This is a genomic window from Pseudomonas sp. M1 (genome assembly GCF_022760135.1).
In the GTDB taxonomy this organism is placed as follows: Bacteria; Pseudomonadota; Gammaproteobacteria; order Pseudomonadales; family Pseudomonadaceae; genus Pseudomonas; species Pseudomonas citronellolis.
Genome location: NZ_CP094343.1, coordinates 6,631,153 through 6,655,437 on the forward strand (window position 1 = coordinate 6,631,153; position 24,285 = coordinate 6,655,437).

The following is a 24,285-nucleotide window of genomic DNA, read 5'->3' on the forward strand; positions in this document are numbered from 1 at the left end:
TACATCGCGCTACCCGCGCTCGGAGCCTGCGGCCCCCTCTCCCTCCGGGAGAGGGCAAGCCCGAGCACCATTCCCATGCAGGAGCGCGCCCTGCGCGCGAAATCGCGGGCAGGGCTCGCCTACACCTCCAGGGAAGCACGGCTTTTCGTAGGATGGTGTTGAGCGAAGCGATACCCATCACCACGGCAGCATGGGTATCGCAAGCTCAACCCATCCTACGAAGGGCACATCGGCGCAAGACAGTGGCCCCTACATTCCGTCTCGCTCAGGCCCGGCGGCGTTCGCGCTGGTCGATCAGGTACTGCAGGCGGAACAGGTGACGGTAGCCGGCTTCCCAGGCCCCGTGGCCGGACTTCACATTGATGTGCCCGGCATCCGGCAGGATCAGCGTCTCGGCGCCCCAGGCGCGGCCCAGCTGCAGGGCGCGCTGCGGGCTGCAGGCGGCGTCGTTGTCCGAGCCCACCAGCACGCTGGGGAAAGGCAGGGCGTCCAGGGCGATGGGGGCGAAGTTGCGCAGCGCCGCGTGGCAGGTCTCGCGCTCGACGTCGGCGGGCGCCACCAGCAGGGCGCCGGCCACCTGGGCCAGGGCCCTGGGCCCGGCGCGGCGGGCCCAGGAAGCGACGGTGACGCAGCCCAGGCTGTGGGCGATCAGCACCACGCGGCCGGGCTGGCGGCGGATCTCGCGGTCCAGTTCGGCGACCCAGTCGACATGCCGCGGCGTCACCCAGTCGCGCTGCTGCACCCGCGAGGCGTTGGGCAGCGCGCGCTGCCAGTGGCTCTGCCAGTGCTCGTCCTCCGAGCCGTGCCAGCCGGGCACCAGGACATAGCGGACGCGTTCGCTGCGCATGGGTTCATCCCCCTGAAAGTCGTCATGGGGAGGCAGTGTAGGTGGGCTTCGTCAATAAATTAAGGAATAAAAAATGCTTTGCTTATGCTGCATTTGCTTATTCCCGCACTTCTTGATTCGCGACAAGTACGAAGGGCGCCGGAAGGCGTTGAATCGAAGCTAGGCCCACTCCCTTCAGGCGAACCTCCATGGCCAAGAAATTCCCCCTGCACCCCGCCCACCCCGAACGCATCTGCTGGGGCTGCGACCGCTACTGCCCGGCCTCAGCCATGGGTTGCGGCAATGGCTCCAGCCGCACCCAGCACCCCATCGAAACCTTCGGCGAGGACTGGGCGGATGGGTCAGACTGGGGGCTGGACGAGACGCCGGCGCAACCGATCGAGGTGCGCCAGCCGACGCCCTGACTCAGCCGCTGGCCTTGGCGCAGCAGCGCGCCAGCAGGGCCTCCAGGTTCAGGTCGGGCATGGCGCAGGCGCGCAGCGCGCTGACCGTCTGCTCGACGTATTCGCGGGTGGTGCCGAAGTGCCCCTGGGCGCTGTCGAACACGCGCTGCACGATGCTGTCCGGCAGCGAGCCGGCGTAGCTGGGCAGGTGGCGTTCGAGGACGAAACCCAGGGCGCGCACCCGGCGGCCATCCTCCAGGCGGCAGCTGAGCCATTCCGGGCGGTAGGAGGCGTAGGGCATCTCGCGCTGCCAGAGGGCGAACAGGTTGGCGTCGAGGTCGTCGTCGGGCAGCCGGTAGGCGAAGCCGGCGCAGGAGCCGCCGCGGTCCAGGCCGAGCACCAGGCCGGGCATCTCCGGGGTGCCGCGGTGGGTCAGCGACCACAGGTAAAGCCCGCGGTGGTAGCCGTGCACCCGCGCGCGGCTGGCCTCGGCCACCGGGAACTCCGGGCGCCAGATCAGCGAGCCATAGGCGAACAGCCAGACGGCGCCGCCGCCGTGCTCGGCCATGGTGATTTCCAGCGAGGCGCGCAACTGCTCCGCGCTGAGTCGTTCCGGCGCCCCCAGCGCCGGTGGATAGAAGGGGCCGTCCAGGTTCATAGACGTGCTCATGCGTAACCCCCAAGGTACCTCACGCTCTGAAAACTTAGCGGATGTGACCTTCTGACAGAAGGGGCGGCTGCGCAAGACACCTTTGCGCGGACGAACGGCGATACCGCCGGTCCGGATGGCGAAAACGCGGGAAATAGAGTCGGAAAAAAGAGGGCCGCGCGGGGCGGCCCTATCACCAAGATCTTTGCTGGCGTGGGGCGCCAGTGGGTGTGAGGTACCCGACCAGCAGTAGAACAGCCGCCCATGACAGGCGCGTGACGGTCACTTGCCGGCCTGCCACTGGCCCTTGCTCTGGCTTTCGCAGAACGGCTGGAGGAAGCGCGCGTCGCTGGCTACGCCGTAGTAGTGGATGTCCTGACGGTAGGGGCTGTTGGGCACCTGGGCGTTGTTGCAGACGCCGAAGGCGCCGCTGGGGCAGGCGTCGGCGTAGGTCACCTCGACCTGCTGGTCCTTCAGCTGCGGCTGACAGAAGCCTTCGTGGAACAGCTTCGCCGGGATGCTGCGGTTCTGCTGGCAGACCTTCACGTCGAGGTTCTTGCCGCGGCTGTGCACCACGCAGGCTTCGGCGTGGGCAAGGGCTGGCAGGGCGAGGCAGGACGACAGGAGCAGGGCCGGCAGACGCATGAAAACGGGGTCCTTTGAGCGAAGGGCCGACTCTAGCGCTTTTCCCGGCCTGCGTCAGGCGGCAACATGGCGCCATGCTCGAACAGATTCCCACCCATGTGATCGGCGGCCCACTGGGCGCCGGCAAGACCAGCCTGATCCGCGACCTGCTGGCCCAGCGCCCGCCTGGCGAGCGCTGGGCGGTACTGGTCAACGAATTCGGCCAGGTCGGCCTGGACGCCGCGTTGCTGGCCGCCGACGCCGACGGCGTGGCCATAGGCGAGGTGGCCGGCGGCTGCCTGTGCTGCGTCAACGGCGCGCCCTTCCAGGTCGGCCTCACCCGCCTGCTGCGCAAGGCGCGGCCGCAGCGGCTGTTCATCGAGCCCTCCGGCCTCGGCCACCCGCGCACCCTGCTGCGCCAGCTGGGCGAGGCGCCCTGGCGCGGCGTGCTGGCGCCGCAGCCGCTGCTGTTGGTACTGGATGCCGCGGCGCTGGCCGCCGGGGCCTCGATGCCAGAGGCGCAGCAGGAGGCCCTGGCCGATACCGCGCTGCTGGTGCTGAACAAGAGCGAAGCCCTGGATGAGGCGGCCCGCGCGCGTCTGCAAGCCAGCCTGCCGGCGCTGCCGCTGGTGTGGACCGAGCAGGGGCGCCTGCCCTTCGCGAGCCTGCCGTTCGTCGCAGCGTTCGACCCGGCCGCGGCGGTGGAACTGCCAGCCCCCACGGCCGAACTGCCGGTACTGCTGACCCGCGCCGCGCCCCTGCGCCAGGTGCACAGCGACGGTGGACATCAGGCCGTCGGCTGGCGCCTGCACGCCGACTGGCGCTTCCGCCGCGCGGCGCTGGAGGCCTGGCTGGCCGGCCTGGACGGCTTGCTGCGGGCCAAGGCGGTGCTGCACTGCGAGGACGGCTGGCTGGCCTGCAACCGGGTGACGGGCGCCGAACCCTGGCAGCCCAGCGCCTGGCGGCGGGACAATCGGCTGGAGCTGATCTTCGCCAAAGAGCAGGATCCGCAGGCGCTGCAGCAGCAAATGTTGACCTGCGCCTGGTTGCCGGATGGCCAATAAGGTTGCCATACCCGGGGCGAATGATAATAATTATCAGATTCTGTCATTTCTCCACAGGCTTCGCACATGTCGCCATCGCAATCGCGCTCGCCGGCGAGTTCCACTCTCGTCGCGTCCGCCGCGGAACTTCCTTCGTCTTCCGACAGCGACGAAGGACTCTCGCTGCCCTGCGTCAGCGCCCAGCGTGGCAATGAAGCCAACCTGCGTCTGGTGGACTGCTCCGGCGCCCGCCGCGACGAGGAAGTGCCCGTCGCCGAACTGCTGATCCCCTACGCCGCGCCCGTGGAGGGCGTGGAAGACGCGGAGCAGCCGCCCCAGCAGGCGGGCTGGTGGAAGTCTTCCGGGCTGTCCGTGGTGCTGCACCTGGCCGTGGTCGCCGGCCTGGTCTGGGCCGTGCCCAGCCCCGACGAGCTCAACCTCGGCCGTGGCGAAGTGCCGACCATGCAGGTCAGCGTGGTGCAGCTGCCGCCCAAGCCCGAACCGGTGAAGGAGCCGCCGGCAGCCGCGCCCGAGCCGCAGCCGCCGCAACCCACGCCGCCGGAGCCGGTGGTCGAGCCGCCCAAGCCGGAGCCGCCGAAACCCAAGCCCAAGCCGGTGGAAAAGGCGGTGCCGAAGAAGGCGCCCAAGCCCAAGCCGAAACCCAAGCCCGAACCCGAGCCGGCCGAGCAAGCCCAGGCCGAGCCGACGCCGCCCGCCCCGCCGCCGCCTCCGGCCGCGCCGACCGTGGGCCAGAGCACCCCGGGCGCCCAGGCCGCCCCGACCGGCACCCAGGGCCCGGCCGGCCTGCCCACCGGCAGCCTCAACGACAGCGACATCAAGCCGCTGCGCATGGATTCGCCAAAGTACCCGCTGATGGCCCAGCGCCGCGGCATCGAAGGCCACGTGAAGGTGCTGTTCACCATCACCGCCGACGGCCGCATCGACGACATCCAGGTGCTGGACTCCTCGCCGCCGCGGATGTTCGACAACGCCGTGCGCCAGGCCATGGACACCTGGCGCTTCGAGCCGCGCATCAGCGGCGGCCGGATCGTCGCGCGGCAGGCGACCAAGGTCTTCTACTTCAAGCTGGAGGGGCGCCGCTGAGGGGTTCTTCGGTTGATGAAAAACGCGCCTTTGGGCGCGTTTTTTGTTTGTGTTGAGTTCTGCCGGGTGGGGTTGTGTGTCCTGAAGAGCCCCTCTCCCCAGCCCTCGGCTGCGCGCCCCGCCCTGAAGGGAGAGGGGGCTAGTCCGTGCCGAGAGGAGGAATGGCTTCAGTCGGAAACCAACGGTGCCGCCGGCTGACTTCAGAACATCCAAGCACACCGAACGGTCCCCTCTCCCTTCAGGGAGAGGGTTAGGGAGAGGGAACAAAGTCAAACCAATGCACCGAACCCGCAAGTGAGCACAGCTCGCTCCTGCGAGAACAACCCATCCTACGAAAAGCGCTTTGGCGCAGTCGCTCCTACAGAAACAGCCCCTCAAGGCAACTCGAACCCACCCGCCGCCTTGTGCAGCGCCCGCAAGTGCGCACCAAGCTGCTTGAGATTGGCCTCCAGCGCCTGCAACTCCTCGCGGCGCTCCGGCTCCAGCAGCGCGCGGACTTCCTGGTCGAGGTTGTCGCTGAGCTGGCGCAGGCGCGCCTGGCGGGCCTGGGTCTGTTGTTCCAGGCGCGTCGACTCGCCCGGCTGCGGCAGGCCGTAGCCGCTGTCCAGCAGCTCCGCCGGCTGGCTTAGGAAGCCACTGTCGTCGAGGATCTGCTGCAGCGTCTTGCCCGCCGCCACCAGCTTGGGGTCGGCGCGGGCGTCGTCGCGGTGGCCCAGGTACAGGCGCTTCAGCTCGTCCTGGGCCAGTTGCAGTTGGCGCCGCAGCGAGGCCTGCTCCAGCAGCAGCATGGCGGCGCTGGCGCGCAGGTCGGCCTTGTCGAACCAGGCGCGGCGCTCGCTGGCGGGCAGGGCCAACCAGTCCTCGACCTTGCTCTGGGGAATGTCCAGGCGCTGGCGCAGCACCTCGAACATCGCCTGGTAGCGGTCGCGGAAGGAGTCGAAGCGGTAGCCCAGGCGCAGTGCGCGCTTGGAGTCGTCGAGCACGCTGGCGTCGGCCAGGCCGCGGTTCTCGAGGATCTGCACCACGCCGTTGGGGGTGATGCTGTCGAGGTCCTGCAGGCGCGGGTCGGGAATGCCGCTGCGCAGCAGCTTGAGGGTTTCCACCGCGCAGTTGTTGGAAATGAAGTAGTAGTTGCCGTCGTAGCCCCAGTGCACCTGCATGGCCCGCTCCACCAGCTCGTCGATCTGCTGGCGATTGAGCTTGAGCGGGATCGAGGCCAGGCTGCGCAGCTCGATCTTGGTGTATTCCTCGATCACCTGGGACAGCGGCAGGACGAACAGCCGCGACGGGTAGGAGCCGGTCAGACCGTCCCAGCTGGACAGCTGCAGGTCGCCGACGAAGGCGCGGTAGGACAGCACCAGGTGCTGGTCCAGGTCCAGCCGGCAGTCCGGGCCGCGCGGCCGGCCCGGGGCGCACACCACCAGGCGCAGCATGGCGTGGCCCCAGCGGCTCACCCACTGGTCGTTGGCCTCGGCCAGCAGGTAGTCGACCTCGTAGACGCGCTCCGGATCCAGCCTGCCCAGCGGCTGGCGGCCGAAGTCGCGGCCGGCGTTGAGGTAGGCGAAGGATTGTTCGCAGGCCTGGCGCTGCGGACGCTCGCCGAAGCGCTCGGCGTAGTAGCGGTACAGCGCCGGGCGGCGGCAGGCGTAGCTGGGGTCGAGGACGAAGTACTCCATGTTCACCGCGACGAACTCGCGCGGGTTGCTCAGCTCGTAGCGGTCCGGGCTGCGCAGGACGAAGCGGTTGTCGTGCTCGCGCTGGCCGCGCTTGCCGGCCAGTTGCGGCCAGCCGGCGAGGTCGAGCAGGCGCGGGTCGTCGGAGAGGGTGAAGCGGCGGTTGGCCTGGCCGCGGCACTCGGCGCCCTCGCCGATGCGCCCGATGCTGCCCTGCTGGCGCGTGCAGCGCTGGATCAGCCGGGCCTCGGCGGGCAGCCAGAGGCGGCCGCGGTCGTACAGGTGGGTCAGCTCGTGGACCACCGTGGCCTGCAGTTCGCGACGCAGGGTGCCGTGGCTGCGGCCGGTCTTGAGGGTGGCGGCGCTGCCGTCGGTGAGGGCGGCCAGGTACTTGCGGTTCAGCGCGATGGCGCCGGGGCGCAGGGCCTGGCCCATGCCGTTGCCCGGCAGGTCGTCGCGCCATTGCACCTCGACGCGGCGGTCCAGGGCCTGGACGAAGAGTGGCGGCAGCGCCTGGCGGACGTCATCCAGCAGTTGCTGGCTGGCCTGGCGCTGCGCCGGGGCGAGGCCGTCGGGCAGCAGCTCCAGGCGCAGATCGGCCCGGGCGCCGACGGCGGCGAGCAGGCCCAGTGCCGCCAGAGCGCGGCGGCCGCGGGGGATCACAGAGCGAGGATGGCTTCGGCCAACTGCTGGTCGGAGGCGTCGCGCGCGTCCGGCACCTTCTCGCGGACCACCTTCAGCGCCGCTTCCAGCTGCGCGCCGCGGATGGCGCCTTCGCTGGCGACGAAGCTGGCGGCGTCGTCGCGGGCCTCGCGGACGATCTTCATGTCGCGGATCGAGGTGGTGGTGTCGGAGGTGAAGTCCACGCTGCGGCCGATGGCGTTGGTGGTGATGTTGAACAGGCGGATGACCGACTGGGCCTGGGCGCTGGAGGCGCAGGCGGCCAGCAGCAGGCCGAGGATCAGGGGGCTCTTGGGGATCGAGCTGAGGCGCATGGGAGTCTCCGAAACGGCAGCGGGCGCTGCTCACGACTGACTATTGGGCAAGAATGGCTTCGGCCAGTTCCCGATCGTTCGCCGCGAGCTCCGGATGCTGTTTGCGCAGCCAGCGCAACGCCTGTTCCAGGCGCGCTCCGCGCACCCGGCCGTCGGTGGCGATGTAGCTGGCGGCATCATCGCGGGCGGCACCGAGCAGTTTGTTCTCGAAAGGCGTACTGGTGACTTTGCTGGTCACGTAGCTGCTGCCGGCGACGAACATGGTGGTCTGTTCGAAGGCCAGCACGGGGGTGGCCAGGCAGAGGCCGGTGAGCAGGAATAGGAGGCTGCGCATGGGCTATGGCGATCGGAAAAGCACAGCCGACAAGGCTAACGGAATGTGCCGGCAAGAGCCAGCCTCGCAGGCCCGGTAGACGCTCTGAAAAAGCGTCTCCGGGCCGAGGGGGAAGTCAGATGACCAGGATCGCCTGGGCCAGCTGCAGGTCGTTGGCGGCCAGGCTCGGCAGCTTGCCGCGGATGTGCCGCAGCGCCGCTTCCAGGTGCGCGCCGCGCACCTGCCCGGCGGTGGCGACGAAGGTGGCGGCGTCGTCGCGGGCGTCCAGGACGATCTTGTCGTCGCGGAAGGAGTTGGTGATGTCGGTGGTACCGTCGGAGGTGGCCTTGGTGGCGCCGACCAGCGCATCGGTAGTGACGATGAAGCTGCTGGCAAAGGCGCCGCTGGCGCAGGTGAGCAGGGCGGCGGCGGTAAGCAGGCGCAGACGATTCATGGATGGACACTCCCAGTCGAGATGAAACCGCGCGGCCAAAGCTGCCGCGCGCTACCGATGCAGACTAGCGGAGCCCGCCCCCGGCGGCCAGCCGCTCAGCGCCAGAAAGGTTTCGAAAGTTCCCGCTCGCGCTGGCAACGGTCGATGCCGGCGTCGGCCAACTCGCGTTCGCCGAGCTGGGCGAGCTGGTGGCGGGTGCGGGCGTTTTGCAGGTACATGGCGATCCGACCAGCGATCTTCCGCCACAGGCTTCGGGCGTCCAGGCGCGAACCGGCAGACGAACGGAAAGGAGCGAGAACCCGGTTCATGTGGTTGTCCTTCTGGTGACGGAAGGACAGGATGCACGCCCCGGGCGTGGCCCTCACAGACACAAGCGCCGACGATCATTCCGGCACAGTCGAGGTCCCCAGGGGCACTGTTATGCCGTTCCGGCGCCTTACTGTGCAGGCGAATATTACCTAGCGCTTAGGCAGGAGTTCGACGCTGATCAACGCCAATTCGCCGGCTCCATTGCTGAAGGTACGGATTTCCGCGCTCGAGCTGGCCGTTGCCACGTCGAAAATACCCTCCAGCGTCCTGGGTTCGCCTTCGGTACCCATCAGCGGGCCCTGGGCCAGGATGATCACCTGGGTCGTCGCATTGCTGACGACATCCCAGTTACCCACCGGCTGTGATGGACTGCCGCTGGCGCTGTAGGTGATGCGGTAGCGCAACGGAGGAACGCACGGGGTTCCAACAGCGCGCTGGTGGCCAGCAACAGCAGGACGCCAGCGCCCAGGTAGTTGAAGCCTTCATCCTGACCCGGTGTCGCGTAGTGGCTGGAACACAGCAGGCCACCGCAGAAAGGCGAGAGCAGGTTCAGTGAATAGATGCCGAAGCCGCCGGCGGCGGCGCCCTTGCCGATGAGATAGCCGCCCGCCAGGAGGATGGCGAACAGCACCACGAGCGAGCCTGCGAGCCAGAGGCAGACGCGTTTCAGGTCCAGGCTTCCAGCCCGCCACTGGCTCACCAGATAGACGAGCAGGAGCGGATAGCTCATGGCGAACAGGTAGGGGTGTACCAGCAGGGCGCTGGCGGTGATTGCGATGAATGCCGTGCAGGTTCGGCGAACGGACCATGTTCCCGAATGGCCCCTCAGATAGGTGCCCAGGGCCAGCAGGAGCAGCCCCTGGGTCATGAGCGCCGTGTGCCCCAGGCGGTGCGTCAGGGCCGGCCAGATCAGGGCGAAACCCGCCGCGAACAGGGCACCTGGCAGATGCCGGATACCCAGTGAGCGAATCACGAAAACCGCGGTGGCTGCCTGCAACAGGTAGCAGATGGCGTGCCACAGGCCGAAGTAGTGGAAGCCCGCGGGCAACACCCCGGCGAACAACTTGAGCGGCAGGGCCAGCAGCGGGATGCTGTCGGTGAAGGCAATGCTGATGCCGTCGGGATAGTTGAGGCGATCCGTCTTCAACAGCGGGAAATGCCAGTGGCCCTGTTCGAAGAACAGCCACCCCGACACATGAGAGGCCGCATCGCCGCCCTCGAAGAACCTGCCATGCCCGGCCAGGAAGGTACCCGGATACAGATACAGCACCAGGGCCACGGCCATGAGCAGCGGCAAAGCGTAGGCGATGCTGCGACGCGCGGGGCTCCACAGCCATTCCAGACCGAAGTGCCGGTTGCTCGACAATGCCGGGCTTCTCATCCTTCACATTCCCTGTCGGTGGCGAGGCGCTTGCGTCACGGCTTGCGCGCCACTATCACCTGGCTCTTGGCGACCACCTGGTCCAGCGCCTCCTTGATGGCGGCACCGCGAGGCGAATCGAGCAGGACGTCCCAGGTCCTGGTCCAGTTGTGCAGCAGCGGATGGTCGGGATTCTCGAACCCGACGCCGGCCTCCCAGAAGAACAGCATCCACAAAGACCAGTAGAAACCATATTGGCCGTGGCTGACGACTTCCAGGCCCGCTTCCGTCACCCAGTCCCTGAACTGCTGCTCGCCGATCACCCGCACGTGGTTGGGTTTGCGGAAATAATCGGCGGCGGCGAAGCCCCGCTGGAGCTCCTCCGAGGAGGGATGAGGGGCGGAAAGCAGGTAGAGGGCGCCGGGTTGCCCCACGCGGACCAACTCGGCGAGGAAGGCCCGGGGGTCGTCCACATGCTCGATGACCTCGGTGCTGACCACACGACTGATGGAGGCGTCCGGAATCGGTAGCGGAGCACTGTCGGTCACCAGGCACTCGATGCTGCGGGCCGCGCTTCCTTCCAGGCGTTGGCGGGTGGCCTCGATCTTCTCGGCGTCGATGTCGGCCACGATGATGCGCGCGCCACGCATGGCGCAGAAGTGCACATTGCCGCCGTTGCCGCAGCCGACATCCAGCACCGTGTCCTCGGGGCCCACGGGAAAGCCGCGGTAGAGCTCGCCGTTCTGCTGGTCGAACCAGCCGCTCAGGGCTGCATCCTTGAGGCCCAGCATGTATGGATCCACACGTGGCTCGGCGGCGCTGCCCGTGCTTTCCTTCGCCGCTGGAGCGGCAGGAGTGGTCAGGAAATTCTTCAGCCGGTTCAGCATGGCCAGTTCTCCAGAAGCGTTCCGAGCGGGGAAATGCGGGATTTGTCTGCGCAGCCGGGAAACTCGACGGGGACGCGACGACGGCTAGGCTGCCTCATTGCGGATGTCTCCTGCGGTAGGCGGCGCCTCGGTCGAGAAACGCCGGGCAATGGCGGTGCCGCGTGCTCTGAGCGGCAACTCGACATAGCGGTAGTTCGCTTCGCTGCAAAGGACGATGGTGCAGATGGCCAGGACCAGGAACAGCAGGGTATGGGTGCCGTCCAGGGCGCTGTCGCCATACAGGCGGAAGGCAATTTCCCGGGTCAGGAAGAATGCCGGGATATGGATGAGATAGATGCCATAGGAGCGGCTGCCCAGCCAGAGGCCAAGGCGTTGCAGGGGCGCGGGAAGGGTCAGGTAGCCGCGATCATAGGAGGCCAGCCAGACCAGGGCCGCGCTGAACAGGGCGATCACCCCGATACGCCAGACGGACCAGAGGTGCTGCTCGGTGGACACCCGCGTCAACCCCAGCACCAGCAGTGCCGCCAGGATCAGCCCCAGGGGGCGCCAGCGCAACAGCCAGGTCGGCTCCAGGCATACATAGAAGGCCTTGTGGCTGGCCAGGGCCAGGAGCACGCCCCAGGCCAGGGCGTCGGTGCGCAGCACCATCAGCAAGGGCGTGCGCCAGACGAAGAACTGGGCGGCTATCACCCCTACCAGAATCCAGGGCAGGAAGCGGCGCGAGACGAATATCAGCAGCGGCAGCAGGAGGTAGAACTGCTCCTCCAGCGACAGGCTCCAGTAGACGAAGCTGACGCCGTACTCGTAGCGGAAGAAGCTGTCGGCGAAACGGAAGTTCGCGTATTGCAGTATCCCCGCGAGTGTTGCGGCGAGGTTGGTGGACAATGTGCCGAAGGCGCCCGATTCGTTCAGGAAGCGGCAGGCCACCAGCATCAGCAGCAGCCAGAGCCAGGCCGAGGGGAGCAGGCGGAAGGCGCGCCTGACCCAGAACTGTACGCTGTTGCGCCAGAACTCGGCGATACCGTTGCAGCCCTGCAGGCGGGGAATCAGGTCCCGGGCGATGACGAAGCCGGAAATGGCGAAGAACAGATCGACGCCCCACCACAGCTCGAAGCGCCGGAAGAAGGCATCGAACAGCGGCGTGGGCCAGTGGAACAGATTGCCATGGGCATGGTGCACGACCACGCTGACCACGGCGAGCGCCCGCAGCAGCTCGATGTCCTGGATACGCCGGCCGGGTGTGTGGCCCTGGCGGTCTGTCATCGGTAACCGATGCATGACACACCCTCCGCCATTGCCGGCTGGCCATGTCCGGGGCAAGCCGATGATCGACATGGCAATGCCATAGTCACAGACTTGCGCATGGCTCATCGCCCGTTATCGCCCTGCGAGCCCGCAGGGCAGCGAGGAAGGCGGACAGCCGGGCCTGCGCCTGCTCCATGCTGCAGAACGCCTGCAGGGCGTCCACTGCGGCCTCGCTCATGTGCGCATAGCGCTGGGGGTCTTCCTTCGCCACCCGATAGCTTTCCTGGTAGGCCGCAAGCAGCGAGTCCCAGTTGGTGATGTAGCGCAGGGTACGGTAGGCCGCCCGCGGGTCATGGGGCCAGGCAGTGAGTTCCTCGGTGCAATCCACCACGAAGGCATTGTTGCTGTCGATGTAATCGAGCATCGCCGTATTGCGCGGGGCTATGGCCGGCTTGCCGCAGGACATGAACTCCATCAGCGGCAGGCACTGCCCCTCGCCGTAGGAGGTATTGACCACGTAGCTGGTGGCCTCCACCAGGCGTTCGTAGTCGGCATCCTCGAGGTAGCCGTGGATCAGCACGAAGCGGCAACGGTAGGGCCTGAGCTTGTAGAGGTGGTGGAGCATGTCCGCCAGCGCATCGTCGATGCAGTGGTGGGTGAGCTTGAGTACCAGGGTGGCGTCTTCACAATCGCGGAAGGCCCAGCAGAAGGCGCCGAGCATGTCGATCCAGTTCTTGCGGCCGTCGTAGGGGTTGAACACCGAGGTGTAGATCACTCCGTCCAGGCGCAGTTTCCGCCTTCCACGCGAGGCCTCGAAGTCAATGCGTGGCGCATCGCGATGGGGTTCGGGGGCATAGCCGCCCACGTCGTCCACACGGCTGTCGATCACCAGGCCGTCGACCTGCAATTCCAGCTGCTCGGCCACCGGCCTGCGTTGCAGACGGGCCGCCAGGGCGGCGAAGCGGTTCCAGACCGGGGCTGGGATGCTCACCACAGGGAAGTCCGGCCCCATGGACTGGCGTACCGAGTCGACGGTGAAGCTGGAATGGGTGATGGCCGCGCCCAGTCGGTCGAACACCAGGCGCCAGTCGTGGCGCGGCTCGCCGTACCAGCTCTCATAAGGGATGACGCTGAACTCCCAGGCGAACACCGGGATGGTCGGGCAACGGTAATGAATGGGGGTGCGATGCGGTGGCGAGAAGGACAGGAAGATGCACTCCTCGCCGCGGCGCTGGCAGTCGGCGTAGATCCGATCGACGAGGTCGTCCGGATCGCTGATTTCCATCACCTGGCCCAGGCGTTCGAGTAGCGGACGGAACTCCTTCAGTACGAAGTAATAGCTGTATTCGGGCTTGCCGAGGTTCTCTCGGATGTTGCTGCGGTTGGTTTCCGAATGGATGAGGATCAGCATGCCGCGTCTCCCGCGACGGCTTTGTCGGGCCTGCCGGTACCCAGGAAGGTGCCGAGGAACTCACCCAGCTCGTTCGCGAAACGCTCCTCGCCGGCGAATTCGCGCATCCGCTGGCGTGCGGCCATGGACATCGCCTGATAGCGCTCCGGGGCCTGCCGGGCAATCCCGTGGCTGTCCAGGTATGCCTGCTTCAGTGCGCCCCAGTCCGGACGGTAGCGTATGGTCCGGTAGCTCAGGCGAGTGTCCTGGGGCCATACGGCATGTTCGCGGCAAGCGGGGACGACGAAGGCCAGGTCGCCGTCGACGTAGTCCTCCATCGCGGTGTGCGCCGGGGCTATGGCCGGCTTGCCGCAGGCCAGGAACTCCATCAGCGGAAGGCACAGGCCTTCGCAGCGCGAGGCATTGACGTAGTAGCTGGTGGCCTCGCGCAGGCGCTGGAATTGTTCGTCGTCGAGGAAGCCGTGCATGACTACGACACGGCAAGCGAAGGGGGCCAACTGCGACAACAGGGTCAGCATGTGCACGTAGTAGCTGGCCAGGTCCTTCTGGGTGATCTTGAGCACCAGGGTCGCGTCGGCAGTGCCGCGGAACGCCCAGCAGAAGGCCATGACCAGGTTCTCCCAGTTCTTGCGCCCATCCGCAGGGTTGAATACCGAGACGTAGACCACGCCCTCCACCTGGACCTCGACCAGTTGCGAGGTATCCGGCAACTGCGCCTGGGGATGCTCTTCGATCACGGTTGCGGAGGATGCTGCGGGCGGCTCGGCCGGCGCTGGCGGGCTGGGGCGCCGCAGCAGTCGGCTCAGGCCCCGGCGCAGCGCGGCGGGCACGAGGTCGCGCACGGCCTCGCGGTACCACATCAGGAGGTAATGCCGGGTGATCAGCGCGCGCCGTCGCCAGGTGAGTGCCGGCACGGCTTCGATAATGGGCTCGATGGGCTCGTCGGCGACGGCGGGAATGTCATGTATCGGTGCGATGAGTCCGTCGGCCGACAGGCCCAGCAGTCGGGTATCGAGGATGCAGCCACGAATATGCAGTTTCGTCGGCTCGATGATGGCGTTGGCCAGCGATTGTCCGCCGAGGCTGGCATAGGTTTCCCAGAGCGGTGTCGGCAGGGGAATCACCGGGAAGTCCTCCCCCATCGAGGCGCGGATCGCCCGGGCTGTGTGCGACGACAGGCTAATCGCCCCGCCATGCCGGCTGAGCACGTAGCGCCAGTCCGAGCACGGATCATCGTTCCAGGTTTCGTTGGGGATGCTGTCGTATTCCCAGGCGATGACGCAGAGGATGGGACAGGCGAGGGAAAGCGGAGACTTGTGCGGTGGGCCGAAGAACAGTGCCAGGCAATCACGCCCGGCCGCGCGCAGCCGGCGGGCGGTGGCTTCCAGCTCCTGCAGGCTCTGCGGGCGATGTACTTCGCCAAGCGCCTGCAGAACCGGCAGATAGGCCTTGAGAACGAAGAAATAGCTGTACTCGGGAGTGCCGAGACTGCTGTCGATGGTGCTCTCGCCAATATCCGAAAACAGGATGAAGTCCATACGGTCCTACAACACTGTGCAGGCGCTGCCGGCAGCGCCTTACAGGCCGTTGCCTGTGTATTGTTCTTGTTACCACCCTGGCGGCCGGGGCGGGGCTTTTGTCCAGTCGACGACCGGGTTGTCGGACTGGACAGGTGCAAGCGCTGGCGGCCGCATTCTAAACACAGCTCAGCCGGCTTCGAAAAGTGCTTAAGTACCATGTATGAAAAATTGAAGCAGAACCGACCGGTCACTCAGCTTTAGGTTGAATTTGTCATTCATTTACTACAGGTTAACGAGATAAGTACAACAGCAGAAGAATCCTAATCGCATCATTTTCGCGACTTCTGCAGGCACCTTTCCAGCTCGTAGCACCTGTCGGATGTTCCCTGGGTGCTCATGACAAGGGGTTCTCTTGAGAAAGCGCCTATTGGTCACCGGCCTCACGGGATTCGTCGGACACCACATCCGAACCTGGCTTGATCAGCACGAGAGCGTGTGGGAACTGCTCGAGGTGCCCGAGCGCCCCGACCTCACCGATCCGGAAGCGGTGCGTGCCGGTTACAGTCAGCGGCCGGATGCCGTCATCCATCTCGCCGGGCAGACCTTCGTCCCGGAAGCGTTTCGCGATCCCGCGGGTACGCTGCAGGTCAATCTCCTGGGTACCCTCAACCTGCTGCAGGCGCTCAAGGCTCTCGGTTTCTCCGGGGACTTCCTCTACGTCAGTTCCGGGGACATCTATGGCCAGGTGGACGAAGCACACCTTCCCATCCGCGAAGACCTTCTGCCTGCGCCTCGCAACCCCTATGCCGTCAGCAAGCTGGCGGCCGAACACCTCTGCCTGCAGTGGGGCATGACCGAAGGCTGGCGAGTGATGATCGCGCGCCCCTTCAACCACGTGGGCGCCGGGCAGAAGGAGAACTTTGTCATCGCCAGTGCTGCACGACAGATCGCTCTGATCCGCGCAGGCCTGCAGGAGCCTCGGCTGCTGGTTGGCGACATCGACGTCAGCCGCGACTTCCTGGATGTCCGCGATGTGGTGTCGGCCTACTTCGCCTTGCTTGAAGGCGGCCGCCCCGGACAGGTCTACAACGTCTGCTCCGGTGAAGAACGGCGGATTCGCGACCTGATCCAGCAACTGGCCGATCTCGCCCAGGTGGAGATCGAACTGGTGCAGGACCCCGCACGCATGCGCCGTGCGGAACAACGCCGTGTATGCGGCAGTCATTCCAAGCTGCACGAGGCGACCGGCTGGAAGCCGGACATAACGATAAATCAGACTCTGACGGCGATCCTGTCGGACTGGGCATCACGGGTGTAGCGACAATGACAAGAAACGCACTCATCACGGGAGTGACGGGCCAGGACGGTGCCTACCTGGCAAAACTGCTGCTCGAAAAGGGATACCGCGTGCACGGCCTGGTGGCCCGGCGCAGCTCCGATACCCGCTGGCGTTTGCGCGAGCTGGGCATCGAATCGGAGCTGGTCTATCTGGATGGCGATATGGCCGATGCCTCGTCCATCCAGCGCGCGGTCATCAAGGCCAAGCCGGATGAAATCTACAACCTGGCGGCGCAAAGCTTCGTCGGCAGCTCATGGGACCAGCCGATCACCACCGCCGTGGTCGACGGCCTGGGGGTTACCCACCTGCTCGAGGCGATCCGCCAGTTCAGCCCGCAGACGCGCTTCTACCAGGCCTCCACCAGCGAGATGTTCGGCCTGATCCAGGCCGAGCGGCAGGACGAGAACACCCCCTTCTACCCGCGCAGCCCCTATGGCGTGGCCAAGCTGTACGGCCACTGGATCACGGTGAACTACCGCGAGAGCTTCGGCCTGCACACCTCCAGCGGCATCCTCTTCAACCACGAATCGCCGCTGCGTGGCATCGAGTTCGTGACCCGCAAGGTCACCGATGCCGTGGCGCGGATCAAGCTCGGCAAACAGAAGGAGTTGCGCCTGGGCAACATCGATGCCAAGCGCGACTGGGGTTTCGCCGGCGACTATGTCGAGGCCATGTGGCTGATGCTGCAGCAGGAAAAGCCCGATGACTACGTGGTGGCGACTGGCGTGACCACCACGGTGCGGGAAATGTGCCGCATCGCCTTCGACTACGTCGGCCTGAAGTACCAGGACCACGTGGTGGTCGACCAGGCCTTCATCCGCCCCGCGGAGGTCGACGTGCTCCTGGGCAACCCGGCCAAGGCCGAACGGGTGCTGGGCTGGAGTCCGAGGACCAGCCTCGAGAATCTGATTCACATGATGGTGGATGCCGACCTGCGGCGAGTCGACAAGGAGTAGCGCCATGCTGGTTCCTGTGATTCTTTCCGGTGGGGCCGGGACGCGCCTGTGGCCGGTTTCCCGCGAGGGGCAGCCCAAACCCTTCATGGCGCTGCCCGATGGCCAGACCCTTCTGCACAAGACCTACTGCCGGGCAGCCGGCCTTTTGCCCAGCGATGGCGAGATAGTTACGGTGACCAACCGCGACTACTACTTCCAGAGCAAGGATCACTTCCTTGCCGCCAAGCTGCGCCAGCGCGGACATTTCGTCCTGGAGCCGGTGGGGCGCAATACGGCGCCTGCGGTCGCGATGGCGGCGTTGGCGGTACGTGCCAGGCACGGCGACCAGGCATTGCTGGTGGTGATGCCGGCGGACCACCTGATCCGCGACCTCGAGGCCTTTGGCCGGGCGGTCGAGCGCGCAGCCGCCCTGGCCGAGACCGGTCACCTGGTCACCTTCGGCGTGGTGCCCACGGCACCGGAGACCGGTTTCGGCTACATAGAGATGGGCGAGCAACTGGACGAGGGCCGCGGTGCCAGGGTTCGGCGTTTCGTGGAGAAGCCCGACCTGGAGACTGCCCGGCAATTCCTCGACAGCGGTGATTTCCTCTGGAACTCGGGCATGTTCTGCTTCAGCGTCGCCACGCTGCTTGGCGAGCTGGAACGCCACGCTCCGGAAATCCTCGCCAGCGCCATCGCCTGCCACGAGGCCAGCAGCGGCGACGAACTGGGCCAGGTGGTGCAGCAGGAACTGAGCGGCGAGCATTTCGCCGCCTTCCCCGACATTTCCATCGACTACGCACTGATGGAGCGCTCAGAGCGCGTCGCGGTGGTTCCGGCGGCCTTCGACTGGAGCGACATCGGCTCCTGGGGGGCGCTGAGCGCGCTGGTCGAGCCTGATGCGCAGAACAACCGCGCAGCCGCCGACGCGGTGTTCGTCGATACCTGCAACACCTACGTGCAGAGCGACGACCGCCTGGTGGCCACCGTGGGCGTGTCCGACCTGATCGTCATCGATACCGCAGACGCCATCCTGGTCGCCCACGCCGAGCGCGCCCAGGACGTGCGCAAGGTGGTCAAGCAGCTCAAGGACAGCGAGCACGAGGCTTATCGCCTGCACCGCACCGTGAGCCGTCCGTGGGGAACCTACACGGTGCTGGAGGAAGGGCCGCGCTTCAAGATCAAGCGCATCGTGGTCAAGCCGGGGGCCTCACTGTCGTTGCAAATGCACCATCACCGCAGCGAACACTGGATAGTGGTGCGTGGCATGGCCAAGGTCACCAATGGCGAGGGCGTGCGCCTGGTGAACAGCAACGAGTCCACCTACATCCCTGCGGGGCACAAGCATCGCCTGGAGAACCCCGGCGTCATCGACCTGGTGATGATCGAGGTGCAGAGCGGCGAATACCTGGGGGAGGACGACATCGTCCGCTTCGAGGACCAGTACGGCAGGGCTTGCTAGATGTTGGCGAGGATGTTCCAGGGAATCTGGCAATACCGCGGCTTCGTCGCCGGCAGCGTGCGCCGCGAGTTCGAGTCGCGCTACCGCGGCTCGATGCTGGGCGCGGCCTGGACGGTGCTCAACCCGCTGGCGATGATCCTGGTGTATACGGTGATCTTCTCCGAGGTGATGCGGGCGCGGTTGCCGGGCGTCGATGACCGCATGGCATTCGGCGTGTTCATCTGTTCCGGGCTGCTCACCTGGGGCCTGTTCTCCGAGGTGGTCGGGCGCAGCCTGACGATGTTCCTGGACAACGCGAACCTGCTGAAGAAGCTCAACTTCCCGCGCATCTGCCTGCCGGTGGTGAGCGTGCTCAACGCACTGGTGAACTTCGCCATCATCTTCGCGCTGTTCTGCGGCTTCCTGGCCATCACCGGCCGGCTGCCCGGCATCGCCCTGCTGGCCTTCCCCGTCCTGCTCCTGCTGCAACTGCTGTTCGCCTGCGGGCTGGGCATGTTGCTGGGCGTGCTCAACGTATTCTTCCGCGACGTCGGGCAACTGTTCGGCATCCTCCTGCAGTTCTGGTTCTGGTTCACGCCCATCGTCTACCCGACCAGCATCCTGCCGGAGAGCATCCGCAGGCTGATCCAGCTCAATCCGATGACGCCGCTGATCCAGTCCTACCAGAACCTCTTCCTATATGGCCGCTGGCCCGTATGGACTGACCTGCTGCCGCTGCTGCTCTCGGCCCTGGTGCTGTGCGTCCTGGCGCTGGGGTTGTTCCGTAGCCGTTCCGGCGAGATGGTGGACGAACTCTGATGGGCCACATACGCATCCAGCAACTCGGCAAGGCCTACCGCCAGTATCCCTCGCGCTGGGCTCGGCTGCTCGAATGGTTGTCTCCCGGCGCCCGGCCGCGCCACCAGCAGAAATGGGTGCTGCAGGATATCGACCTGGACATCGCGCCCGGCGAGGCGGTAGGGCTGGTCGGTTCCAATGGCGCCGGCAAGAGCACGCTGCTCAAGATCATCACCGGCACCACCTTGCCCACCCACGGCAGCTGCAGCGTTGGCGGGCGGGTCTCGGCGCTGCTGGAGCTGGGCATGGGCTTCCACCCGGAATTCACCGGCCGCCAGAACGTATTCATGGCCGCGCAGTTGCAGGGCCTGCAGCGCGAGGAAATCGAGGAACTGATGCCGGCCATCGAGGCCTTCGCCGAGATCGGTGACGCCATCGACCAGCCGGTGCGCACCTACTCCAGCGGTATGCAGATGCGCCTGGCGTTCAGCGTGGCCACCGCCAGGCGCCCTGACGTGCTGATCGTCGACGAGGCGCTCTCGGTGGGCGATGCCTATTTCCAGCACAAGAGCTTCGAGCGCATCCGTAGCTTCCGCCGCGACGGCACCACGCTGCTGATCGTGTCCCATGACCGCTTCGCCATCCAGTCCATCTGCGATCGCGCCGTGCTGCTGGAGTTCGGCAGGGTCGTGCAGCAAGGCGACCCGGAGATGGTCATGGACTACTACCATGCGCGCATGACGGCCGGCCTCAACCATCGGGTACGCCAGGAGATGCTGGCCAACGGCAAGACGCGGACCATTTCCGGTACCGGGGAGGTCGAGGTCGAGTCGGTGCGCCTGCTGGAGCAGGATACCTCGGTGGAAATCATCGAAGTGGGCAGCGAGGTGACGCTGGAAGTGGTGGTCCGCGCGACCCAGGACATCAGCCAACTGGTGCTGGGGTTCATGCTCAAGGACCGCCTGGGCCAGGCCATGTACGGCATCAACTCCTACCGCCTGAAGCAGATGCTGGAGAATATCCGGGCAGGTGAGCGCATCCTGTATCGATACAGCTTCCCGATGCGCCTGGGACCAGGCAACTACTCGGTTTCCTTGAGCCTTTCCAGGCGTGACTCGCACCTGGACGGCAGCTACGAATGGCGCGACTGCGCCATGCTGTTCCAGGTGGCCAACGCCAGCCACGAGAACTTCGTCGGCTATTCCTGGCTGGGGGCGGAGCTTGCGGTCGAGCGCCTGGGCGCTGCAGCGGAAGTGCTCGAACTGAGGCGCAGCCTGCCATGATGCGCATACTCATCGAATGCACATACGTCTTCGAACACCCCGAAGTGAACTCGGGCATCCAGCGCGTCGTGCGCAATGTCATCCGCAATCTCGATACGGTCCAGGCCGAAGTCGAGTGCATACCCGTGGTCTTCCTGCGCGGGCGTATGTTCCGGGTACTGGCGCTGGCGCCCCTGTCCGGCCGCGACCTGCCCTGGCACAGCCGCATGCGCGTGGCCCTGGAGCAACTGCGTAACGACTACTGGATGTGGCACGCGCGACTGGAGCGGCGCTGGCCGATGAACCGTTGGCACAATGCGCGGCGGGCTCTCTACATGCTCTGCAAGCTGGCCAGCCTAAGCTTCACCCTGCCGCTGCGATTCGCCACCTATGCCTCGCGCAACCATGTGGTGCCTGAGCGCGTGCAGGCGATGGAGGCGTTGCCGGGCGACCAATTGCTGCTGCTCGACTCGTCCTGGCATGCCGATTTCTTCCCCGTCGCCGAGCGTCTCAAGGCGCAGGGCGTGGGCATCGTCTCGGTGATCTACGATCTCATCCCCTCTATGCATCCGCAGTTTTGCGATGCCGGCCTGGTCCGTGTTTTCGACCGCTGGTTCGACTGGATCGCCGAAATGGCCGATGGCTTCATGTGCATCTCCACCACCATCCGCGACCAACTGCGTGCCGAGATCGTCCGCCGTCGGGGCGAGGCGGTGGCCGGGCAGATCTGGTTCGACCACTTCTACCTGGGCTCGGAGCTGGACCTGGCTGACCGTCCCGGCCGTATCGATCCGCGCCTGCTGCGGATGTTCGAGGCGGGTGCGCCGGTGTACCTGATGGTCAGCACCATAGAACCGCGAAAGAACCACGCCTATCTGCTGGACGCCTTCGAGCGTCTCTGGGCGCGTGGCTCCCCGGTCCGCCTGTGCATCATCGGGCGCGTCGGTTGGAAGTGCGAGGACCTGGTCACCCGCATCCGCCGGCATCCGGAATTGAACAAGCGCCTGCATGTTTTCCACAAGCTCAACGACCGAGGCCTGGAGCACGCCTATGCGAACGCCAAGGCACTGGTGTTCCCGTCTTTCGTCGAAGGCTTCGGCCTGCCACTGGTAGAGGCCATGCAACGCCAGTTGCCGGCCATGGCCAGCGATATCCCGGTCTTCCGTGAGATCGGCGGCGACTTCATGGCCTATTTCGATCTGGACCAGCCGGACTCCCTTGCGGCGCTCGTGGAGCGCTTTGAAGAATCGGGCCAGTTTCCGGCGCAACGGCCGGTGTCCGAGTGGCGCTGGATCGGATGGCGTGAGGCCAGCCAGCAACTCATCGAGCGCGTAGTGCAGGCGCAGTGGCAACAGCCTTTGGGAGGGGCGCCGGAAAAGGACGAACAGCGTGAAGGTTGCGCTTAACACCCGCATCCTCCAGGCCCCGCGCACCGGCATCGGCCAATACGTGGCGGCGCTGGCGCAGGCCTTGGGCGAGCAGCCCGGCGTGGATCTGGACTATTTCCATGGCTGGGGCTGGTCGCAGGCGCTGCCGCGGGCGGCGTTGCCGGGCTATTCGCGCTGGAGTGCCGCGGCCAGGCGGGTGCCGGGCGCCTACCGGATCCGCCGTTGGCTGGAGCAGCAGCGCTTCGACCGGGGCCTGCGCGAGCGGGATGTGCAGCTGTATCACGAACCGAGCCTGTGGCCGCTGGCGTTCGAGGGCCCCATGGTCATGACGGTGCATGACCTGACCCACGTGCGTTATCCCCAGACCCAGCCGCGTGACCGCCTGGCGGAGATCGAGCGGCGTGTCGGAGAAGGCGTGGCCCGGGCCGGGCGCATCCTGGTGGATTCGCACTTCGTCGGCGAGGAGCTGCGTGCGTATTTCGGCCTGCCGGCGGAGCGGGTGATGGTCGCGCCCCTGGGGTGTGCGCCGCGCTTCCGGCCGCGCACGGCGGAACAGTTGCGAGCTGTACTGGCGCCACTGGCTCTGGAAGCCGGGGGCTACCTGATCTGCGTGGGGACGCTGGAGCCGCGCAAGAACCTGCAGCAGGCCCTGCGCGCCCATGCCCAGTTGCCGCCGGCGCTGCGCGAGCGCTATCCCCTGCTGATCGCCGGCATGGCCGGCTGGCGCCAGGAACAGCTGGACGCGGAACTGGCCGTGGCGCTGGCCGGCGGCCAGGTGCGCCTGCTCGGCTACCTGGACGACGACACCCTGGCGTGCGTACTCGCCGGCGCGCGCCTGCTGTTGTTCCCGTCGCTCTACGAGGGCTTCGGGCTGCCGGTGCTGGAAGCCATGGCCAGCGGCGTGCCTACGGTGCTGGCACGCACCTCGTCACTACCGGAAGTGGCCGGCGAGGCCGGCTGTTTCGTCGAGCCGCAGGATGAGCAGGGCATGGCCGATGCCATCCAGCGGCTGCTGGAGGACGGGAACGAATGGGCACGTCTGCGGCGCCTGGGGCTGGACCGCGCCGGGGCTTTCAGCTGGCAGGCGTGCGCCCGCGCCACCGTCGAGGCCTATCGCCAGGCCATGGGAGGCTGAATGCGCGTTCTGCATTTCTTCAAGACCTACCTGCCCGACTCCGTGGGCGGGATCGAACAGGTGATCAACCAGCTCTGCCGCAGCGGCGAGGCCCACGGCATCGAGAACGAGGTGCTCACCTTGAGCGCCAATCCCGAGCCACCGGTAGTGGAGGTAGATGGGCATCGGGTGCACCGTGCGCGCCTGGACCTGCAGTTGGCTTCGACGGGCTTCTCCTACAGCGTGTTGCCGCGCTTCCGTGCCCTGGCCGCCGAGGCCGACATCATCAATTTCCACTTCCCCTGGCCGTTCATGGACCTGGTGCATTTCCTCTCCGGGGTGCGCAAGCCGATGGTGGTGACCTACCACTCGGACATCGTCCGCCAGCGCCATCTGCTCAAGCTGTACCAGCCGCTGATGAACGGCTTCCTCGGCTGCGCCGACCGCATAGTGGCGGCCTCGCCCAACTACCTGGCCACCAGCGAGGTGTTGCGGCGCTTCCCGGGCAAGACCGAAGTGATTCCCTACGGGCTGGACAAGACGGGTTATCCACAGCCCGATGCGAACTGCCTGGACGGCTGGCGCCAGCGGGTGGGAGAGGGTTTCTTCCTGTTCGTCGGGGTGATGCGCTACTACAAGGGCCTGCACATCCTGCTGGAAGCGATCCAGGGGACCGGCTACCCGCTGGTGGTGGTCGGCGCCGGGCCGCTGGAGGCCGAGCTGAAGGCGCAGGCCGCTGCCTTGGGAGTGGAAGGCCACGTACGCTTCCTGGGGCGGGTCAGCGAGGTGGACAAGGTGGCGCTGCTGCAACTGAGCCGCGCCATCGTGTTTCCTTCGCACCTGCGTTCGGAGGCGTTCGGTATCTCCCTGCTGGAAGGCGCGATGTACGGCAAGCCGATGATTTCCAGCGAGATCGGGACGGGCACCAGCTACATCAATATCCAGGGGGTGACGGGGCTGGTGGTGCCGCCCAGCGAGCCGAAGGCGTTCCGCGAGGCGATGCGCTGGATATGGGAGCACCCGGAGAGCGCAGCCGAGATGGGCAGGAAGGCCGAGGCGCGCTACGAGGAACTGTTCACCGCCGAGACCATGGGACGGCGCTGGGCCGGTCTGTATCGGGAACTGCTGTTCGCCGATCCGGGCCTGGAAAAGCAGAAAGGCCGCTCAATCTAGCGGCCTTTCACCAGTACA

Annotated in this window: 25 protein-coding genes; 11 read left to right on the top strand and 14 right to left on the bottom strand. The window is 66.4% G+C overall.

From position 1 onward, the window contains the following. Positions 1-265: 265 nt before the first annotated feature. Entirely contained in the window at positions 266-847 is a 582-nt protein-coding gene (locus tag PM1_RS29475; RefSeq protein WP_009614766.1) for an alpha/beta hydrolase, read from the bottom strand. Positions 848-1,035: 188 nt separating this feature from the next. Between PM1_RS29475 and PM1_RS29480 the strand changes: the two genes are divergently transcribed. Then, positions 1,036-1,251: a DUF3079 domain-containing protein gene (locus tag PM1_RS29480; protein WP_009614763.1), complete on the top strand. Its 216-nt coding sequence runs from the start codon at positions 1,036-1,038 to the stop codon at positions 1,249-1,251. Position 1,252: 1 nt separating this feature from the next. Here PM1_RS29480 and PM1_RS29485 read toward each other — a convergent pair whose 3' ends face one another. Next, on the bottom strand, positions 1,253-1,900 hold the full coding sequence (locus PM1_RS29485) for a gamma-glutamylcyclotransferase (protein WP_043269912.1): 648 nt from the start codon (positions 1,898-1,900) through the stop codon (positions 1,253-1,255). A 261-nt stretch (positions 1,901-2,161) separates the two neighbouring features. Continuing rightward, positions 2,162-2,524, bottom strand: coding sequence for a hypothetical protein (locus tag PM1_RS29490; RefSeq protein ID WP_009614759.1), 363 nt, complete (start codon positions 2,522-2,524; stop codon positions 2,162-2,164). 74 nt (positions 2,525-2,598) lie between these two features. On the opposite strand from PM1_RS29490, the gene PM1_RS29495 reads away from it, so the two are divergent. Next, on the top strand, positions 2,599-3,567 hold the full coding sequence (locus tag PM1_RS29495) for a CobW family GTP-binding protein (RefSeq protein WP_009614756.1): 969 nt from the start codon (positions 2,599-2,601) through the stop codon (positions 3,565-3,567). Positions 3,568-3,633: 66 nt separating this feature from the next. Continuing rightward, the gene (locus tag PM1_RS29500) at positions 3,634-4,650 is read left to right on the top strand and encodes an energy transducer TonB (RefSeq protein ID WP_009614755.1); all 1,017 of its coding nucleotides are present in this window, start codon (positions 3,634-3,636) and stop codon (positions 4,648-4,650) included. 374 nt (positions 4,651-5,024) lie between these two features. On the opposite strand, the gene PM1_RS29505 is transcribed toward PM1_RS29500, so the two are convergent. The 11 genes from PM1_RS29505 to PM1_RS29555 all read right to left on the bottom strand — a co-directional run bounded on the left by PM1_RS29505 (position 5,025) and on the right by PM1_RS29555 (position 14,835). After that, complete coding sequence (locus tag PM1_RS29505) at positions 5,025-6,983, bottom strand: DUF7844 domain-containing protein (RefSeq protein WP_152604549.1); 1,959 nt, start codon at positions 6,981-6,983, stop codon at positions 5,025-5,027. Further along, on the bottom strand, positions 6,983-7,318 hold the full coding sequence (locus PM1_RS29510; RefSeq protein ID WP_009614751.1) for a DUF2388 domain-containing protein: 336 nt from the start codon (positions 7,316-7,318) through the stop codon (positions 6,983-6,985). Before PM1_RS29510 ends, PM1_RS29505 begins: the two co-directional genes overlap by 1 nt. 40 nt (positions 7,319-7,358) lie before the next feature. After that, positions 7,359-7,652: a DUF2388 domain-containing protein gene (locus tag PM1_RS29515; protein WP_009614749.1), complete on the bottom strand. Its 294-nt coding sequence runs from the start codon at positions 7,650-7,652 to the stop codon at positions 7,359-7,361. Between the two features lie 115 nt (positions 7,653-7,767). Beyond that, positions 7,768-8,085, bottom strand: coding sequence for a DUF2388 domain-containing protein (locus tag PM1_RS29520; protein WP_009614746.1), 318 nt, complete (start codon positions 8,083-8,085; stop codon positions 7,768-7,770). Between the two features lie 95 nt (positions 8,086-8,180). After that, the gene (locus tag PM1_RS31265) at positions 8,181-8,393 is read right to left on the bottom strand and encodes a DUF1127 domain-containing protein (protein WP_024128834.1); all 213 of its coding nucleotides are present in this window, start codon (positions 8,391-8,393) and stop codon (positions 8,181-8,183) included. A 150-nt stretch (positions 8,394-8,543) separates the two neighbouring features. Next, positions 8,544-8,711: a hypothetical protein gene (locus PM1_RS29530; RefSeq protein ID WP_024128836.1), complete on the bottom strand. Its 168-nt coding sequence runs from the start codon at positions 8,709-8,711 to the stop codon at positions 8,544-8,546. Beyond that, positions 8,708-9,775, bottom strand: a complete 1,068-nt coding sequence (locus PM1_RS29535; protein WP_009614742.1) for a DUF6311 domain-containing protein — start codon at positions 9,773-9,775, stop codon at positions 8,708-8,710. Before PM1_RS29535 ends, PM1_RS29530 begins: the two co-directional genes overlap by 4 nt. 35 nt (positions 9,776-9,810) lie before the next feature. After that, positions 9,811-10,641 (bottom strand): class I SAM-dependent methyltransferase, encoded by an 831-nt coding sequence (locus PM1_RS29540; protein ID WP_009614740.1) that lies wholly within the window; start codon positions 10,639-10,641, stop codon positions 9,811-9,813. Between the two features lie 84 nt (positions 10,642-10,725). Then, the gene (locus PM1_RS29545) at positions 10,726-11,919 is read right to left on the bottom strand and encodes an acyltransferase family protein (protein WP_009614738.1); all 1,194 of its coding nucleotides are present in this window, start codon (positions 11,917-11,919) and stop codon (positions 10,726-10,728) included. A 70-nt stretch (positions 11,920-11,989) separates the two neighbouring features. Beyond that, entirely contained in the window at positions 11,990-13,297 is a 1,308-nt protein-coding gene (locus tag PM1_RS29550; protein WP_009614736.1) for a glycosyltransferase, read from the bottom strand. Next, positions 13,291-14,835, bottom strand: a complete 1,545-nt coding sequence (locus PM1_RS29555) for a glycosyltransferase (RefSeq protein ID WP_009614734.1) — start codon at positions 14,833-14,835, stop codon at positions 13,291-13,293. Before PM1_RS29555 ends, PM1_RS29550 begins: the two co-directional genes overlap by 7 nt. A 394-nt stretch (positions 14,836-15,229) precedes the next feature. On the opposite strand from PM1_RS29555, the gene PM1_RS29560 reads away from it, so the two are divergent. The 8 genes from PM1_RS29560 to PM1_RS29595 are packed head-to-tail and all read left to right on the top strand — an operon-like array spanning position 15,230 to position 24,267. Further along, positions 15,230-16,135: a GDP-mannose 4,6-dehydratase gene (locus tag PM1_RS29560; RefSeq protein WP_009614732.1), complete on the top strand. Its 906-nt coding sequence runs from the start codon at positions 15,230-15,232 to the stop codon at positions 16,133-16,135. Positions 16,136-16,140: 5 nt separating this feature from the next. Next, a complete protein-coding gene (gene gmd, locus PM1_RS29565; RefSeq protein ID WP_009614730.1) occupies positions 16,141-17,112 on the top strand; it encodes a GDP-mannose 4,6-dehydratase in 972 nt (323 codons plus the stop codon). Positions 17,113-17,116: 4 nt separating this feature from the next. Continuing rightward, positions 17,117-18,553 (top strand): mannose-1-phosphate guanylyltransferase/mannose-6-phosphate isomerase, encoded by a 1,437-nt coding sequence (locus PM1_RS29570; RefSeq protein WP_009614728.1) that lies wholly within the window; start codon positions 17,117-17,119, stop codon positions 18,551-18,553. Next, complete coding sequence (locus tag PM1_RS29575; protein WP_009614726.1) at positions 18,554-19,351, top strand: ABC transporter permease; 798 nt, start codon at positions 18,554-18,556, stop codon at positions 19,349-19,351. Beyond that, positions 19,351-20,613 carry an ABC transporter ATP-binding protein gene (locus PM1_RS29580; protein WP_009614721.1) on the top strand — a complete coding sequence of 421 codons (1,263 nt, stop codon included), beginning with the start codon at positions 19,351-19,353 and terminating at the stop codon, positions 20,611-20,613. Before PM1_RS29575 ends, PM1_RS29580 begins: the two co-directional genes overlap by 1 nt. Next, the gene (locus tag PM1_RS29585) at positions 20,610-21,998 is read left to right on the top strand and encodes a glycosyltransferase family 4 protein (protein ID WP_009614719.1); all 1,389 of its coding nucleotides are present in this window, start codon (positions 20,610-20,612) and stop codon (positions 21,996-21,998) included. The genes PM1_RS29580 and PM1_RS29585 overlap by 4 nt, the downstream gene beginning before the upstream one ends. Continuing rightward, entirely contained in the window at positions 21,982-23,115 is a 1,134-nt protein-coding gene (locus PM1_RS29590) for a glycosyltransferase family 4 protein (protein ID WP_009614717.1), read from the top strand. The genes PM1_RS29585 and PM1_RS29590 overlap by 17 nt, the downstream gene beginning before the upstream one ends. Next, complete coding sequence (locus tag PM1_RS29595) at positions 23,116-24,267, top strand: glycosyltransferase family 4 protein (protein ID WP_009614716.1); 1,152 nt, start codon at positions 23,116-23,118, stop codon at positions 24,265-24,267. Positions 24,268-24,285: the final 18 nt, after the last annotated feature.

Bases quoted from the DNA above. Each gene is read 5' to 3' on its own strand.
- PM1_RS29475 (WP_009614766.1), bottom strand. From the start codon at position 847: ATGCGCAGCGAACGCGTCCGCTATGTCCTGGTGCCCGGCTGGCACGGC.
- PM1_RS29480 (WP_009614763.1), top strand. From the start codon at position 1,036: ATGGCCAAGAAATTCCCCCTGCACCCCGCCCACCCCGAACGCATCTGC.
- PM1_RS29485 (WP_043269912.1), bottom strand. From the start codon at position 1,900: ATGAGCACGTCTATGAACCTGGACGGCCCCTTCTATCCACCGGCGCTG.
- PM1_RS29490 (WP_009614759.1), bottom strand. From the start codon at position 2,524: ATGCGTCTGCCGGCCCTGCTCCTGTCGTCCTGCCTCGCCCTGCCAGCC.
- PM1_RS29495 (WP_009614756.1), top strand. From the start codon at position 2,599: ATGCTCGAACAGATTCCCACCCATGTGATCGGCGGCCCACTGGGCGCC.
- PM1_RS29500 (WP_009614755.1), top strand. From the start codon at position 3,634: ATGTCGCCATCGCAATCGCGCTCGCCGGCGAGTTCCACTCTCGTCGCG.
- PM1_RS29510 (WP_009614751.1), bottom strand. From the start codon at position 7,318: ATGCGCCTCAGCTCGATCCCCAAGAGCCCCCTGATCCTCGGCCTGCTG.
- PM1_RS29515 (WP_009614749.1), bottom strand. From the start codon at position 7,652: ATGCGCAGCCTCCTATTCCTGCTCACCGGCCTCTGCCTGGCCACCCCC.
- PM1_RS29520 (WP_009614746.1), bottom strand. From the start codon at position 8,085: ATGAATCGTCTGCGCCTGCTTACCGCCGCCGCCCTGCTCACCTGCGCC.
- PM1_RS31265 (WP_024128834.1), bottom strand. From the start codon at position 8,393: ATGAACCGGGTTCTCGCTCCTTTCCGTTCGTCTGCCGGTTCGCGCCTG.
- PM1_RS29535 (WP_009614742.1), bottom strand. From the start codon at position 9,775: ATGAGAAGCCCGGCATTGTCGAGCAACCGGCACTTCGGTCTGGAATGG.
- PM1_RS29540 (WP_009614740.1), bottom strand. From the start codon at position 10,641: ATGCTGAACCGGCTGAAGAATTTCCTGACCACTCCTGCCGCTCCAGCG.
- PM1_RS29545 (WP_009614738.1), bottom strand. From the start codon at position 11,919: ATGCATCGGTTACCGATGACAGACCGCCAGGGCCACACACCCGGCCGG.
- PM1_RS29550 (WP_009614736.1), bottom strand. From the start codon at position 13,297: ATGCTGATCCTCATCCATTCGGAAACCAACCGCAGCAACATCCGAGAG.
- PM1_RS29555 (WP_009614734.1), bottom strand. From the start codon at position 14,835: ATGGACTTCATCCTGTTTTCGGATATTGGCGAGAGCACCATCGACAGC.
- gmd (WP_009614730.1), top strand. From the start codon at position 16,141: ATGACAAGAAACGCACTCATCACGGGAGTGACGGGCCAGGACGGTGCC.
- PM1_RS29570 (WP_009614728.1), top strand. From the start codon at position 17,117: ATGCTGGTTCCTGTGATTCTTTCCGGTGGGGCCGGGACGCGCCTGTGG.
- PM1_RS29575 (WP_009614726.1), top strand. From the start codon at position 18,554: ATGTTGGCGAGGATGTTCCAGGGAATCTGGCAATACCGCGGCTTCGTC.
- PM1_RS29580 (WP_009614721.1), top strand. From the start codon at position 19,351: ATGGGCCACATACGCATCCAGCAACTCGGCAAGGCCTACCGCCAGTAT.
- PM1_RS29585 (WP_009614719.1), top strand. From the start codon at position 20,610: ATGATGCGCATACTCATCGAATGCACATACGTCTTCGAACACCCCGAA.
- PM1_RS29595 (WP_009614716.1), top strand. From the start codon at position 23,116: ATGCGCGTTCTGCATTTCTTCAAGACCTACCTGCCCGACTCCGTGGGC.